We start from the raw sequence: 14,418 nt of genomic DNA, 5'->3' as shown, positions 1-14,418 counted from the left end.
TGGAGATTGCAAGGGTTTTTGTGCAGTGTTTTCTTAAAAGAGACGTGATACTAGGGACATTGATGTTCTTTGGTAAAATAAATAGGAAAACGCAGGACATAAAAAAGGCTGAGCACTCGCTCAACCTTCTTATGAATCGCTATTACTGACTACCGCACCGCTTTAATGCGTGCTCACTCAGTCTTTCAAGACGTCTGCCATGGCATTGGCCACATAGTCGATGTTGCTGGTGTTCAGTCCAGCCACACACATACGTGAGTTGGAAACCATGTAAATGCCAAACTCGCTTTGTAAGCGTTCGACTTGCTCAGGCGTCAGACCAGTAAAGCTAAACATGCCGTTTTGACGGGTAATATAGTCAAAGTTGCGGTTCGGGATTTTGGCCTCTAACACTGATCTTAGCTGTAAACGCATGGCTTTGATACGGTCACGCATCGCATAAACTTCGCCAACCCATTGCTTATGTAGTGCTTCGTCGTTCATAACGATATCGACCACACGACCACCATGTGATGGCGGGCTTGAGTAAATACGGCGTACGGTAGCATTCAGCTGACCGAAGACGCGCTCTGTCTCGTCAACCGTTGGACAAACAACTGATAGACCGCCGACACGCTCACCATATAGCGATAAGTTTTTAGAGAATGAGTTGCTGACAAACAATGGCAAGCCCATATCGACAGCTTTACGAGTCGCATAAGCATCGCTGTCCATGTTTTCGCCAAAGCCTTGGTAGGCAATATCCATAAATGGAATCAGTTCGCGCGCTTGAACGACGTTCAGCACGGTATCCCATTGCTCACGGGTCAAATCTAGACCTGTTGGATTGTGGCAACAAGGATGCAGCAAGATCACATCATTTTTGTTCAACGTCTCAAAAAACGCAATCATTTCATCGAACTTGATGCTGCTGTTGGCTTTGTCGTAGTACGGGTATTTACCCACTTCGACATCAGAGCCTTCAAAAATAGCAATGTGGTTGCCCCATGTTGGATCACTCACATAGCATTTAGATTGTGGGAACCATTCATGGATGAACTCAGCGCCGACTTTTAACGCGCCAGAACCGCCAATCGTAGCGATAGTGGCGACCAAACCATCTTTTAAAATCTGTGCGTCTTTACCGAACAGTAATTCCTGACAGCCTTTACGATGTCCTGGTAAGCCTGCCATCGGTAGATATGGACGCGGCGCAATAGGATCGGCAATGCGTTCTTCGGCTGTTTTTACACAGTCAAGTACAGGCAATACACCATTTTCATCATAATAAATACCAATGCCTAAATTGACCTTTTTAGGATTGTTATCTGCTGTATATTTTTCCATCAGCCCTAGAATTGGATCACCAGCGTAATAGTCGATACGTTCAAACATGTTGTTTCCTTATGAAATATAAATCAAGCCGCCAAAAATCATAGAGCAAATTGACGGTTAACTCAATATGAGATTCAATTATCTTGCATAATTAATAAAATAGTTGATTGCGACCATTGTGTTTCAAGGCTCTTTAAGCACCGATCATGTCTGTATCAGCGATACTTAAGTATGCTGTAAGTCATTAAAATGACTGGAAAAATAGCTCTGCAAGAAGCCTTTAAAAGCAATGGTAGCAGGCGATAACGCACGAGAGGAACGCTGATAGATAAAAAACTGCCGCATTTTAACGGGTTGTGCCAGCGGCCTCATTTGTAAACCATTGGCGCTAACCCAGTCAATGACTTCGGGCATATAGGGCAAACATAAGGTAATGCCGAAGCCTTGACGGGTCATCTCAAGCGCGGTGGACATAAAATTGACCTTGTAACGCGCCTGTTGAATATGACTGGCGATACGGTCGTCCAATTCGGCTGTCACTTGTTCAATGAAAGGACCTTGCAGCGTGATGAGCGGAATGTCTAATAAATCCTGCCACATTATTTCATATTTTTGTGCCAGCGCATGGTTGTCAGGCATCACCACACAAAATGGCAGCTGATATAACAAATCAGCATTGATGTCGTCCTCAGCCTCCATAAAACCAAGCTCAGTACCGACACCCAAATCTACTTCAATGTCCTGAATATGTCTGAGTAAGTTTTCTGCCGAACAATCTAATAACGACACGCCAATCTCGGGATGTTGTTTGGAAAACTGGGCGATGACCGCTGGCATAGAGGAGGCGGCAAACTGCGAAACAGCAAGCCGTACTTGACCCTGCGCCAAGCTTGTTAAGCTGCTCGCCTCATTTTCAAACAGCTGCATCTCATTCAAGATACGCCGTGCTTGCGGCAATAAATGACGTCCTACTACCGACAAAGACAGCTGGCGGGTAGTACGGTCGAACAGCACGATACCGAGGCTGGACTCTAGCTCTTTAATCAAGCCGCTAACGGCAGATTGGGTCAAATGCATCTGATCGCTGGCACGGGTAAAACTGCCATTGTCAGCGACTTGAATGAAAGCGGTTAATTGGCGAATGCTGATATTCATAAGTAAACCTGATAAATAAATCATAAAAAACAATTAGTCTTATAAATAAACCTAATCTAATATAAATACATCGTCAATAAGAATTATTGATTGAAGACATTTTTTATCGCATTTTTACCACCAATTGAAATTAAGGATGATTACAATGGCAGATTTATTTGACAACCCAATGAGCCTGAATGGGTTTGATTTTGTTGAATTCGCCTCACCTCAACCGGATGCGGTCGACGCATTGTTCAAACAGCTTGGCTTTGCCCATGTCGCCAACCATCGCTCAAAAGATGTGGCGCTATACCGTCAAGGTGACATCAATCTTATTCTAAATCGTGAACCAAAAAGCGAAGCCAGCTATTTCGTTGAAGAGCATGGTGCTGGCGCTTGTAGCATGGGCTTTCGTGTGCAGAATTCCAAAAAAGCTTATGAGCGTGCCATCGAAATGGGCGCGCAGCCAGTAGACGTACCCACTGGTGTGATGGAGCTGCGCCTGCCTGCTATCAAGGGTATCGGTGGCTCACTGATTTATCTCATCGATCGTTATAAAGATGGTGAGTCTATTTATGACGTCGATTTTGAATTTTTTGCTGATGTAGACCGTCGTCCTGTTGGGCATGGTTTTAAAGTTATCGACCATTTAACCCATAACGTCTACCGTGGTCGTATGGCCTATTGGGCAAACTTTTATGAGCGCATCTTTAATTTCCGCGAAATCCGCTTTTTTGACATCAAAGGTGAATATACGGGTTTGACCAGTAAAGCCATGACAGCGCCTGATGGCAAAATCCGTATTCCATTGAACGAAGAGTCAAAGCAGGGCGGCGGTCAAATTGAAGAATACTTGATGCATTTCAACGGTGAAGGTATTCAGCTTATTGCTCTAGCCAGCGATGATTTGTTTGCCAGCATCGATAAATTAAAAGCAGCGGGTATCCGCTCATGACCGCTCCAACTGCGACTTACTATGAAGTGCTGAGTGAGCGTCTACCAAATCATGGCGAAAATGTCTCTGAGCTACAGATGCGCGGTGTCTTGTTAGATGGCACCACTGAAGGCGGCACACCGCGTCTACTACTACAAATTTTCTCTGAAACTATCTTAGGTAGCCCGGTATTCTTCGAGTTTATCCAGCGTAAAGGTGATTACGAAGATGGCTTTGGCGAAGGTAATTTCAAAGCCCTATTTGAATCCATCGAGCGCGATCAAGTCCGTCGTGGCACGGTTGGTCAGCCAGAAACTGAAACACCGTAAGCGCCTCTACATTTAGGAAAAAATCCATAAAATAAACGGGCAGGGCAAAAGGAGTTTGTCTTGTCCCTAACAACCACTGCGCTCTGTAATGCCGTGTGCTCAATGCGATGACTGAGCTATGGTTCAGTCATGATTGCAAACGACTAGCAAAAATTCAGAGTGCTATTCAGAGTGCCAATGGCAATAAAAGGAATACAGGCATGGAACGCCTACCACATACGAATTCTGTTAATAAAGCTATCGGTGCCAACAGCGTTGCTTGCAAAACGCTAGGCACTGATGCCAGTCACGATGATTCTGCTCATAAAAAGCAGGATTCTATGCCTAAAAAACAACCTTACGTGTCGCATCAGCCAGATAGCCATGGTCATATTCACTATAGTGATGATGAAAATGGTATGTGGCAGGCATTGCTTGAGCGTCAAGCCGAGCAAATACCTAACCGTGCCTGCCCAGCCTATCTAGACGGTTTAAAAAAACTGAATTTGCCCGCTACGCGTATTCCGCAATTGCATGATATCGATGCAGTATTGCAAGCTACGACTGGCTGGCAAACTGCCGCTGTCCCTGCATTAATCAGTTTTGGTAAGTTTTTTAAATTGCTTGCCAATAAATCCTTTCCGGTGGCAACTTTTATCCGTCGATTTGATGATATGGACTATATCGAAGAGCCTGATATTTTTCATGAAATCGTTGGACATTGTCCGCTTTTGACCCATCCTGCCTTTGCGATGTTCAATGAAACTTATGGCAAGTTGGGTCTTAATGCCACTAAAGAAGAACGGTGGTTTTTGGCACGGCTCTATTGGTTTACCATCGAGTTTGGTTTGGTGGGACAAAATCAGAGCAGTCGCCGTATCTATGGCGGAGGCATCTTAAGCTCACCGTCTGAGACGGTTTATGCACTCAATGCTGGTTCTGAGCAGCAAGCAGAACCTCAGCATCAACCGCAAAATCAACCAGAGCACCGAGCGTTTGACTTGCTTGATGTGTTGCGTACCCCTTATCGTATCGATCATATCCAGCCGATTTATTATGTCATTGGTGATTTGGATACATTATTTGATATCGTCAATAGCGATATCATGGGAATGGTCAAACAAGCCATGTCGCTAGGATTGTTCGAGCCTAGTTATGCAGTAAAAAACGCCGAATGCATGGTTAAGAAAAACGGCATCATTTGAATGATGTAGTCGTAAATGACAGCGTCAACATGGACGTAACTGTATTAAACGTAACAGTATTAAAAAAATGAATAGTTAACATAAAAGGACATTATAATGACGACATTATCACAAGCCAGCTGTGAGGCCTGCCGCATTGGCGCGCCAACGGTCAGCGACATCGAAGCACAAGAGTTATTACAGCAAATTCCAGATTGGTCATTGATCGAGGTTGATGGCATCAAGCAATTACAACGTCAATATAAATTCAAAAACTTCGTCAAGGCGATGGAGTTTGCCAATCAATTAGCAGACATCGCCGAAGCAGAAGGGCATCATCCTGGCATATTGGTAGAGTGGGGCAAGGTGACGGTTACGTGGTGGTCACACAGCATTAAAGGTCTGCATCGCAATGATTTTGTCATGGCAGCTAAGACCGATAGTCTGCTGGATCAATAATGAGGGTAGCAATCGCTATTGCAACTCATTAAACTTGTCCGACTCAAAGCCAACCCTAACGCCAGATTTGACTGGCAAGCTAAGGATGTGTGATGCCTCCAAAAATATTAACCCAAATTTCACCTCAACTGGCATTTATGATTTCTGCCATTGTCATCGCTATTATGGGCGTTACCATGATAGGTTTTGGCTGGGTACCGCATTTATCATTGATACTCGCTATTTGTGTCTTGCTGGGCATTGGTCTGTTTAAAGGCTTGACCTTTGATGACATGCAAGCGCAAATGGCATCGGGTGTCATGCGTGGTATCGGTGCGATCTATCTATTCTTCTTTATTGGTTTGATGGTCGCCGCTTTAATGATGTCTGGTGCTATTCCAACGCTGATGTATTTTGGTTTTCAGTTGATTTCACCAGAGTATTATTACATTTCAGCCTTTGTATTGACCTCTATTATTGGTATTGCCTTGGGCAGTAGTTTGACCACCGCGGCGACATTGGGTGTGGCTTTTATTGGTATGAGTAATGCCTTTGATGCCAACGTGGCGATTGCGGCTGGTGCGGTGGTTTCAGGGGCGTTTTTCGGTGATAAAATGTCGCCGTTATCAGACACCTGTACCATTGCTTCATCGGTGGTGGGTATTGATTTGTTTGAGCATATTCGCAATATGATGTATACCACGGTACCAGCGTGGATACTCACGGTCATTATTTTTTGGTTTTTCTCTGGGCAGACCGCAGGCTCTGACTTGAGTCAAGTAACCGTATTGCAAGGTCAGTTGATTGAAAGTGGCTTGGTACATGGTTATGCGGTATTGCCATTTGTGGTACTGGTTGGGTTGGCAGTTTTTCGTGTCAATGCCATTTATACGATTATTTGTACCATTGTGGCAGCATTGATTATTACTTATTTGCACAGCTCGCCGAGCTTTGGACAATTAGGCGGCTATTTATTTGCAGGCTATGCACCGGCTGAATCGTTAGAGCTGGGTGAAGTCGGTGGTATGCTATCGCGCGGCGGTGTGCAGAGTATGTTCTTCACTCAAGCGATTGTAATATTGGCACTCAGTCTCGGTGGCTTGCTCACAGCATTGGGTATTTTGCCAGCACTGTTATCAGGGATTAAAGACACATTAACCACATCAGGACGCGCCATATTTGCCGCTGCCATGTCTGCTCTGAGTATTAACGTGCTTATTGGCGAGCAGTATTTGAGTATTTTATTATCTGGTACTGCCTTTCGTCCGACGTTTGAGCGGTTGAATTTACACCCAAAAAACCTGTCTCGTACCATTGAAGATGCAGGTACGGTCATCAATCCTCTAGTGCCTTGGAGTGTGTGCGGTGTGTTTATCAGCCAAGCATTAGGCGTGCCCGTGCTTGATTATCTGCCTTATGCGTTCTTCTGTTATTTATCGCTGTTACTAACGATATTGTTTGGTTTTACGGGAATTACCATCAGCCGACTCAAGAGTCAGTGACCCGAAAAACTTTTGTCTCTAAACTCTGCATTAAAACGCTAGGGCTTGTGTCTTCTAAGACAACATAACAAGCCCTAGTTTTTATTTATACCCTTGCAATCATGACATTGTTGTCATTTAAGACGACCTGATATGCATCCAGCATCACGCTCTCATCATCTAAACACTGACCAGTAGCTAGGTTAAAGCGTTGCTTATAGATGGGCGAGGCCACATAAAGTACTTCTTTTGCTGTTCCTGTGTCATCTGTAACTGTGGTACCACCAATTAAACCTCGAGATAGTACATTAGCCTGACTGAATGGATCGTAATTATCAAGAGCAAATAAATCGTTCTGTTTGGTACGAAAAATAGCAATTTGTTTGCCATCTATTAGTGCACACACACCAGTTTCAGGAATGATATCGTCAAGTGTACAAATAGTCTGTTGGTTCATGAGGCGGTATCCTTAGTGATGATAATATTACTCTGTATGAGTGATAAATCGTGAGCGACAAGTTGTGAGTTGCAAAGCGTGAGTCGAGAAACTCATCGAAAAAACAGCACCTTGAATTTTGTGATAACAAACAAGGTATTCATCACTGGCTAAGCCAATTCAACCAGTTTAATGGTTGCTTTCTCAGCATCAGTCGCTGGGCGAATCTGCTCACGATCGGTCACGAAAACGACATTTTCATCGCCTTGCTCACTGTTTACAAAATGACGGAAACGTTTGAGTTTTTCAGTGTCGTTAATCGTCGCCGCCCACTCACACACGTAATTGTCGACCAACAATTGCATTTGAGCTTCAAGCTCATCTGCTATGCCTAAGCTGTCTTCGATAATGACAGCCTTCAGATAGTCAAGTCCGCCATCTAAGCTTTCACGCCACTTTGAGGTACGCTGTAGCTTGTCTGCTGTTTTGATATAGAACATAATGATGCGGTCGATGTATTTGACCATGGTCTCGGTATCGAGATCAGTGGCGAACAGCTCACCATGACGCGGGGTAATACCACCATTACCGCAGACAAATAAATTCCAGCCGTTTTCAGTCGCAATCATGCCAAAGTCTTTACTTTGCGCCTCAGCACATTCGCGCATACAGCCTGATACACCCATTTTGATTTTGTGCGGTGAGCGCACACCTTTATAACGATCCTCTAACCTCAAGGCTAGGCCAATGCTGTCATCGACGCCGTAGCGGCACCAGTTATTGCCAATACAAGATTTCACGGTACGTAAAGATTTACCATAGGCATGGCCAGTCTCAAAGCCTGCTTGTACCAGTTGCGTCCAAATATCAGGCAATTGCTCCATGCGCGCGCCAAACAGATCGACCCGCATCCCACCAGTGATTTTGGTGTACAAATTAAATTGCTTCGCCACTTGACCCAGTATGATGAGCTTATCTGCAGTAATTTCACCACCCGGTACACGCGGCACGACGGAATAAGTGCCGTCTTTTTGGATATTGCCTAAGTAGTAATCGTTACTGTCCTGTAGTGGTGTGAGCTCAGTTTTGAGTACGTAGTCATTCCAGCATGATGCTAAAATAGAGGCGACTGTTGGTTTACAGATCTCACAGCCATGACCGCTACCATGTTCAGTCAGTAACTCATCAAAGGTTTTGATACCGAGCACGCGAATCAGGCTATATAAATCTTGACGAGAGTAAGCAAAGTGCTCACACAAGTCATTGTTTACTTCAAAGCCCATGGCGGTGAGTTGATAGCTGACTGTATCTTTGACCATAGGGGCACAGCCACCACAGCCACTACTGGCACTGGTCATGGTTTTTACATCGCTGACGGAGTATGCGCCGTTTTCGACGGCGGAGCAGATAGCGCCTTTGGTCACGTTATAACAAGAGCAAATCGTGGCGGTATCTGGCAGATTGTCGATGCCCATCACGGGTTTTTCGACATTGGGTAATATCAGACTTTCGGGATGTGCAGGTAGGTCAATGTCATTTAAATACAATTGCAATAGGTTGTTATAGTCTTCGGTGTCGCCTACCAATACGGCACCAAGCAAGCGCTTGTTATCCGGTGTAGTAACCAGTTTTTTATAGATGCCCTCAGCAGGGTTTTGATACAGATAGCTTAAGCTACCGTCACTCGTACCATGTGCATCGCCAATACTACCCACATCCACACCCATCAGTTTTAACTTGGTGCTCATGTCAGCACCCGTAAATATCTGCTTGCTATCACCAGCAATTTGCGCGGCACAGATACTGGCCATATTGTAACCGGGAGCCACCAGACCAAATACTTTGTTGTCCCATACTGCGCATTCGCCTACGGCATAAACATGATCAGCGTTGGTGCGACATTGCTCATTGATCAAGATGCCACCGCGCCCGCCCATTTCGATACCGCACTCGGGGTTGTTTTTAATGAGACCATCTTGCGGTCTAATACCGGCGCTAAACACAATCATATCGGTCGTTAGAGAGGTGCCATCTGTAAACTGCATGGTTAAATGTTGATCATCACCGCTGGTGTCATCAGAGTTCGGCGCAGTGTTAGATAGAATCTCTTTGGTGTTTTTCCCCGTCAGTACTTTGACACCCAGTGCTTCTATTTCTCGCTTTAAAATCTCACCGCCAGCGGCATCAAGCTGAACACCCATCAATTGCGGCGCAAACTCGACCACATAGGTATCAAGACCTAGCGTCACGAGTGCTTTTGCAGCCTCAAGCCCCAGTAAACCGCCACCGACTACCACACCTTTTTTGACAGTGGGCAGTTCAGCAATCGCTAAAATCTCATCTAAATCTGCAATGGTACGGTATACGTGGCAGTGCGGATGCTCGCGGCCTGGGATAGGCGGCACAAAAGGATATGAACCAGTCGCTAGTACCAACTCAGAGTACTCAATAATCTCGCCTGCCTCAGTAGTAATACGCTGACTGGCCGAATCGATATCTACAATACACTGATTCAAATGCAAATTAACTTTTGATAATTCATAAGCCGTTAAATCTACTAGGTTCAGCTTACTGGCATCTTTATGTTCAAAGTAGCTCGACAAATAAACACGGTCATAAGCAGGGCGGTCTTCTTCAGCAAATACATGAATGTCAAATTGCTGGTGTAGACCTTGCTCAATTGCTCGTTCAATAAAGTGATGACCGACCATACCGTTGCCAATCACCACCAAATTGCCTTTACTTTTTGTGCTCAATGCAGTGCTACTCATGCGTCTGTCCTTAGTAATGGGGTTGGTTGGGTACGGTCGTCGTTTATTTTTTTATCACGCTATAAACGGCTCCGTCCCTCAACAACAGCTGATAAACAGCATTTAATACCTACTATTACAGAGCATTCAATAATCATGCCATGGCACTTTGATTAGCTGGGTTTTTACGCGTTGCTATTAGGCATAAAGGCATGCCATATCGGGACCAGTCGCTTATGTATAAAGGTTTTTATGTCAGCATAATTAGCGCTATGACTTGCCAAAAATCAGGATAGATGCCGTTATTGCCGACTGCGATGTCAGAAATTAATGCACCAAAATAGACACTACTGTGCCCCACGTTGGATGTTATTGCTGTTTATAAGGGAGACTGATGGAATGTTTTAAACCTGCTGTGTTAATGCTTTATTAGCATAAGCGTCAGGTGTGGCGATGGTTATAGACCCGCTAGTAAAGGCGCCTGGATAATTAACGTGCACTGGCCTTTATACAGATTTGGCAATGTACACAAATAACTGGCATAACCATTGCACCGCCTGAAACATCGCTACTTATCATTTTTGAATACTGTATTTTTTGAACATTTAGTACGTTGCCAGAACCCTGAAGTTAATCATTTGAGGAAGTTGCCTATGTCATCATCAGCCCCCGTTGCGCCTAGTAAAGACAAGCTTAATGTTTTGTCATTTACGGGTAAAAATAAAATCCTTCATTTAGGTTGGATGGCATTTTTCCTTACCTTTTTTGTATGGTTCAACCATGCACCATTTCTATCAGCGATTGGAGAAACACTCAATCTGAGTAAAGATCAAATCAAAACGTTACTTATTTTAAACGTGGCATTGACCATTCCTGCCCGCGTGATTATCGGGATGCTGACAGACCGTTTTGGCCCTCGCATTGTATATACCGCTATTTTAGCCATTGGTGCTATTCCTTGTTTTACCTTTGCATTCGCGCAGGATTACAACACTTTGGCGCTGTCTCGGTTTTTACTGGGTTTTGTGGGTGCAGGTTTTGTGGTGGGTATTCGTTTGATGAGTGATTGGTTTCCAACCAATGAATTGGGGACAGCTGAGGGTATTTATGGGGGTTGGGGTAATTTTGGTTCGGCAGCAGCGGCACTATTATTACCAACTATAGCGATTGGTGCCGCAGCAGTGTTCGGCGGTGATGAAGGGTGGCGTTATGCAACAGCCACATCAGGGGTGGTGATGGCGCTTTATAGCATCATTTTTTATAAGATGGCTCGTAATACACCCAAAGGGGCTACTTATTTTAAACCCAAAAAATCAGGTGCCATGATGGTGACGTCATCGGGTGATTTTTGGTTAATGATGGTTTTTAAACTGCCTATGTATTTGGCATTGGCATTATTGGCATGGAAACTATCACCTGATGGTGTGAGCTTACTGAGCCAGTCTAGTGTCACCGTGGTCTATATTGGCCTTGCGATACTGTATGTTTACGAGTTCATCAGTAGCTACCGTTTTAATAAAGAGGTATTCACTACGCCTGTACCAGCGGCGCATCGTTATGATTTTAAGCAAGTAGGTATCTTAAATATTTTGTATTTTGCCACGTTCGGCTCAGAGCTTGCCGTCGTGTCGATGCTACCTTTGTTTTACCAAGAAACTTTTAGTTTATCGATTGTGATGGCAGGGGTATTGGCATCGAGCTATGCCTTTATGAATCTCATGTCACGCCCAGGTGGCGGTTGGCTCAGTGATAAGTTTGGTCGCAAAATAACTTTATTGATTTTGACAGCTGGTTTGGCCATCGGGTATCTGTTGATGGGCTTCCTTGACTCAACGTGGCCACTTGCATTGGCATTGTTAATCACGATGTTTTGCTCATTCTTTGTACAAGCAGGTGAGGGTGCTGTTTTTGCAGTGATTCCTCTGATCAAACGCAGTATGACAGGGCAGTTTGCAGGGATGACAGGCGCGTATGGCAATGTTGGTTCAGTGGTGTATTTAACGGTGCTTAGTCTGGTGTCTTATCAGGTGTTTTTCTTTGTGATTGCCGCGACAGCAGTGGCTGGATTCTTTGCCTTGTCTTTCTTAAAAGAGCCAGAAGGCATCATTATTGAAGAGATGCCAGATGGCACATTTGCCGAAATACAAGTGAGTCATAGATAACACGGGGTGCAGACAGATGACGATAGCAAGCGTAGCAAACGCCAATAGACATAATAGTCAAAGTGCTGATGGTGATGTGTACCAAAACACTGATGATATGGCAGCTAATATCAATAACAGTCAGTCGTCATCTGCAATAGAAACAGATCAGTTTGTTGCCAATGAGGCCATCAAGAATATGGAGAGTATTGATAGGCACTCTATTGATGAGACTGGTGAAAGTAAGAATTTTGATGATGCTAGTACTGCATTATGGTGGCTTGATTTTTTCACGATGGCAGGACGCAAGACGGAAAATCAAGACAGTTTACTTATTACCACCTGTCTACCATATCAATGTTCAGGTACAGAATCATCTAGTGCCAATCGCTCAATATCTCAAGCAAGATCTCACCCGTCATCATCAGCCCCATTATTGGTGTTGATGGCAGATGGGGTCAGCGCTTGTCAGTTTCCAAAACAGGCAAGTCGATTGGTGGTGAATACCATTGCTCACAAAATCACATTGGGGTTGACCGCACTGGCACAATCACAAGATGAGACGTCATCCATCAGTTTTGACGATGATCAAGTCGCTAGTCTCATCAAAACAGCAGTCAACAAAGCCAACGATATCCTATATTTCCCTCAAGCGTATCAACGGGTACCGCCATTGTTGTCTACGTTATCAGGCTTGCTCTGTATTGGTGACCGTATTCACCTGTTTCATACAGGCGACTCTCGAATATACCGCGCTGGGGTAGATTGTCTGACGGTATTGAGCAAAGATCACCGCGTGCACCGCGGCCAAGACAAAGGAGCGCTTGCTGCAGCTATTGGCGCAGATAGCCAGTTAGAGCTACAACAATCTGTATTTACCCTCCATCAAAACGAGTGTTTGGCCATCATGACAGATGGGGTTTATGAGCATATAGAGCCCACAGAGCTACAATTTGAGCTGTGCAGCAGTGCGACTGATATATTTCAGTTGATGGCTACTACGCACAAATTACCGCTAGGGTTTAACACCAGTCAAGCCGTGTGCGAGCAAGCCTTTAGTGCAGGCAGTCATGACAATCTAAGCATGGTTATGCTGAGTATGAACACACGATCAGCCCATTTTACTTCTATCAATGGCTCTAAAGGTGTTGGTCATTTTGATGGTATTGACTTTGATAATCTGGATACGATCATACATGATGTGAATCGCTACCAGCTGCCAACCGATTTACAGATAGGCGACCATATTGATGGTTTTACTGTGATTGGTATCATTGCTCGTACGGCTCGCAGTCACGTGTACTGGGTGCAAGATGAATACAACCATGACTTTGTTCTAAAATCACCCAGTTTAGATTCGGTCGCCGATGGTCACTATCTGCGTGATTTTTTAAAAGAACGCAAAATTGGTTTGAGCCTATCAAAACATCGCCGCGCGGGTGAGTCGGCTTACAATCAAGCTGATCCCAATCGATTGCCTGTCAATCCTGCATCCAACAATATTGGTCATAACGTGGGTTCTGGGCTCAGTGAGTCAGGGCTGCTGCGTTACTATCCAGTACCAGCAAGTACCACATACTTATATCATTTGACTGAATATATCGCTGGTGAGAGTTTACGGGACTTTATGGATCGTCATGCGCCTTGTGATGTGTGGCAAACCTTTGATTTACTCACCAAAATTGGCATGGCGGTTCGAGTCATGCATCGCAACTATCTGCTACATCAAGATATCAAACCTGAAAACATTCTTTTAACCAAATCAGGCGCGGTCAAACTGATTGATTTTGGTTCCGCCAGTTCCTCTATCTTAAAAGACAGCACCCGACCACCAAATGGTGATTTGCACTATGCTGCACCAGAATATTACACCGATGCACCAAAAGGCGTGCATTCTGACTTGTTCTCGATTGCAGTGATTGGCTATGAATTGCTGACAGGGCAATTGCCATTTAATACCCAAACACTAATGATGCCAAACCAAACATTACTGATGCCCGCGCAGCCGCTACGGCAACAGAACGTACCGGACGCCAGCCAACAGGCACTCATGCGTGCGCTACATGTCAACACTAACGCGCGCTATCAAGCCATTGGCGAGTTTTTACAAGATTTTAACCCCGATAATAAGGCGCACAGCCGTGACCCAGAACCCCTCATTAAGCGTAACCCTCTACTGGTATGGCATGGCATTTGCTTCATAGAGTTTGTCATCATTTTATTGCTGTTGGCGTACTTTTCATGACACGCTGTTTTGCATTCAATGCTGCTCCGCGCGGCTAAGGGATTTACTGT

General features: G+C 44.7%; 9 protein-coding genes and 1 pseudogene. 6 read left to right on the top strand and 4 right to left on the bottom strand.

What is annotated here, in order from left to right; all coding sequences use genetic code 11:
• Nucleotides 1-177: 177 nt before the first annotated feature.
• The gene (locus JMV76_RS01100; RefSeq protein ID WP_201501317.1) at nucleotides 178-1,374 is read right to left on the bottom strand and encodes an amino acid aminotransferase; all 1,197 of its coding nucleotides are present in this window, start codon (nucleotides 1,372-1,374) and stop codon (nucleotides 178-180) included.
• A 165-nt stretch (nucleotides 1,375-1,539) separates the two neighbouring features.
• The gene (locus JMV76_RS01095; RefSeq protein ID WP_201501316.1) at nucleotides 1,540-2,469 is read right to left on the bottom strand and encodes a LysR family transcriptional regulator; all 930 of its coding nucleotides are present in this window, start codon (nucleotides 2,467-2,469) and stop codon (nucleotides 1,540-1,542) included.
• A gap of 145 nt (nucleotides 2,470-2,614) precedes the next feature.
• Between JMV76_RS01095 and hppD the strand changes: the two are divergent.
• The 4 genes and pseudogenes from hppD to nhaC all read left to right on the top strand — a co-directional run bounded on the left by hppD (nucleotide 2,615) and on the right by nhaC (nucleotide 6,817).
• A pseudogene (hppD, locus tag JMV76_RS01090) lies at nucleotides 2,615-3,714 on the top strand (4-hydroxyphenylpyruvate dioxygenase).
• A 200-nt stretch (nucleotides 3,715-3,914) separates the two neighbouring features.
• Nucleotides 3,915-4,898, top strand: coding sequence for a phenylalanine 4-monooxygenase (gene phhA / locus JMV76_RS01085; protein WP_201501315.1), 984 nt, complete (start codon nucleotides 3,915-3,917; stop codon nucleotides 4,896-4,898).
• Between the two features lie 96 nt (nucleotides 4,899-4,994).
• Nucleotides 4,995-5,336 (top strand): 4a-hydroxytetrahydrobiopterin dehydratase, encoded by a 342-nt coding sequence (locus tag JMV76_RS01080; RefSeq protein WP_201501314.1) that lies wholly within the window; start codon nucleotides 4,995-4,997, stop codon nucleotides 5,334-5,336.
• A 92-nt stretch (nucleotides 5,337-5,428) separates the two neighbouring features.
• Complete coding sequence (gene nhaC, locus JMV76_RS01075; RefSeq protein ID WP_055124079.1) at nucleotides 5,429-6,817, top strand: Na+/H+ antiporter NhaC; 1,389 nt, start codon at nucleotides 5,429-5,431, stop codon at nucleotides 6,815-6,817.
• Between the two features lie 85 nt (nucleotides 6,818-6,902).
• On the opposite strand, the gene nirD is transcribed toward nhaC, so the two are convergent.
• Nucleotides 6,903-7,253 carry a nitrite reductase small subunit NirD gene (gene nirD / locus JMV76_RS01070; protein ID WP_201501313.1) on the bottom strand — a complete coding sequence of 117 codons (351 nt, stop codon included), beginning with the start codon at nucleotides 7,251-7,253 and terminating at the stop codon, nucleotides 6,903-6,905.
• Nucleotides 7,254-7,402: 149 nt separating this feature from the next.
• Nucleotides 7,403-10,003 (bottom strand): nitrite reductase large subunit NirB, encoded by a 2,601-nt coding sequence (gene nirB, locus JMV76_RS01065; protein ID WP_201501312.1) that lies wholly within the window; start codon nucleotides 10,001-10,003, stop codon nucleotides 7,403-7,405.
• A gap of 632 nt (nucleotides 10,004-10,635) precedes the next feature.
• On the opposite strand from nirB, the gene JMV76_RS01060 reads away from it, so the two are divergent.
• Both JMV76_RS01060 and JMV76_RS01055 read left to right on the top strand, forming a co-directional pair.
• Nucleotides 10,636-12,144, top strand: a complete 1,509-nt coding sequence (locus tag JMV76_RS01060) for a NarK family nitrate/nitrite MFS transporter (RefSeq protein ID WP_201501311.1) — start codon at nucleotides 10,636-10,638, stop codon at nucleotides 12,142-12,144.
• Between the two features lie 16 nt (nucleotides 12,145-12,160).
• Nucleotides 12,161-14,368: a protein kinase domain-containing protein gene (locus JMV76_RS01055; protein WP_307783594.1), complete on the top strand. Its 2,208-nt coding sequence runs from the start codon at nucleotides 12,161-12,163 to the stop codon at nucleotides 14,366-14,368.
• The last annotated feature ends 50 nt before the right edge of the window (nucleotides 14,369-14,418 follow it).

The organism is Psychrobacter cibarius (assembly GCF_904845955.1).
GTDB classification, from domain to species: domain Bacteria; phylum Pseudomonadota; class Gammaproteobacteria; order Pseudomonadales; family Moraxellaceae; genus Psychrobacter; species Psychrobacter cibarius_B.
Note: the sequence above shows the minus strand (reverse complement) of the source record. Positions and strands in the feature narration are given on the sequence as shown.

What these genes read in the sequence shown, in the direction of transcription:
- JMV76_RS01100 (WP_201501317.1), bottom strand. Translation starts at nt 1,374, where the DNA reads ATGTTTGAACGTATCGACTATTACGCTGGTGATCCAATTCTAGGGCTG.
- JMV76_RS01095 (WP_201501316.1), bottom strand. Translation starts at nt 2,469, where the DNA reads ATGAATATCAGCATTCGCCAATTAACCGCTTTCATTCAAGTCGCTGAC.
- phhA (WP_201501315.1), top strand. Translation starts at nt 3,915, where the DNA reads ATGGAACGCCTACCACATACGAATTCTGTTAATAAAGCTATCGGTGCC.
- JMV76_RS01080 (WP_201501314.1), top strand. Translation starts at nt 4,995, where the DNA reads ATGACGACATTATCACAAGCCAGCTGTGAGGCCTGCCGCATTGGCGCG.
- nhaC (WP_055124079.1), top strand. Translation starts at nt 5,429, where the DNA reads ATGCCTCCAAAAATATTAACCCAAATTTCACCTCAACTGGCATTTATG.
- nirD (WP_201501313.1), bottom strand. Translation starts at nt 7,253, where the DNA reads ATGAACCAACAGACTATTTGTACACTTGACGATATCATTCCTGAAACT.
- nirB (WP_201501312.1), bottom strand. Translation starts at nt 10,003, where the DNA reads ATGAGTAGCACTGCATTGAGCACAAAAAGTAAAGGCAATTTGGTGGTG.
- JMV76_RS01060 (WP_201501311.1), top strand. Translation starts at nt 10,636, where the DNA reads ATGTCATCATCAGCCCCCGTTGCGCCTAGTAAAGACAAGCTTAATGTT.
- JMV76_RS01055 (WP_307783594.1), top strand. Translation starts at nt 12,161, where the DNA reads ATGACGATAGCAAGCGTAGCAAACGCCAATAGACATAATAGTCAAAGT.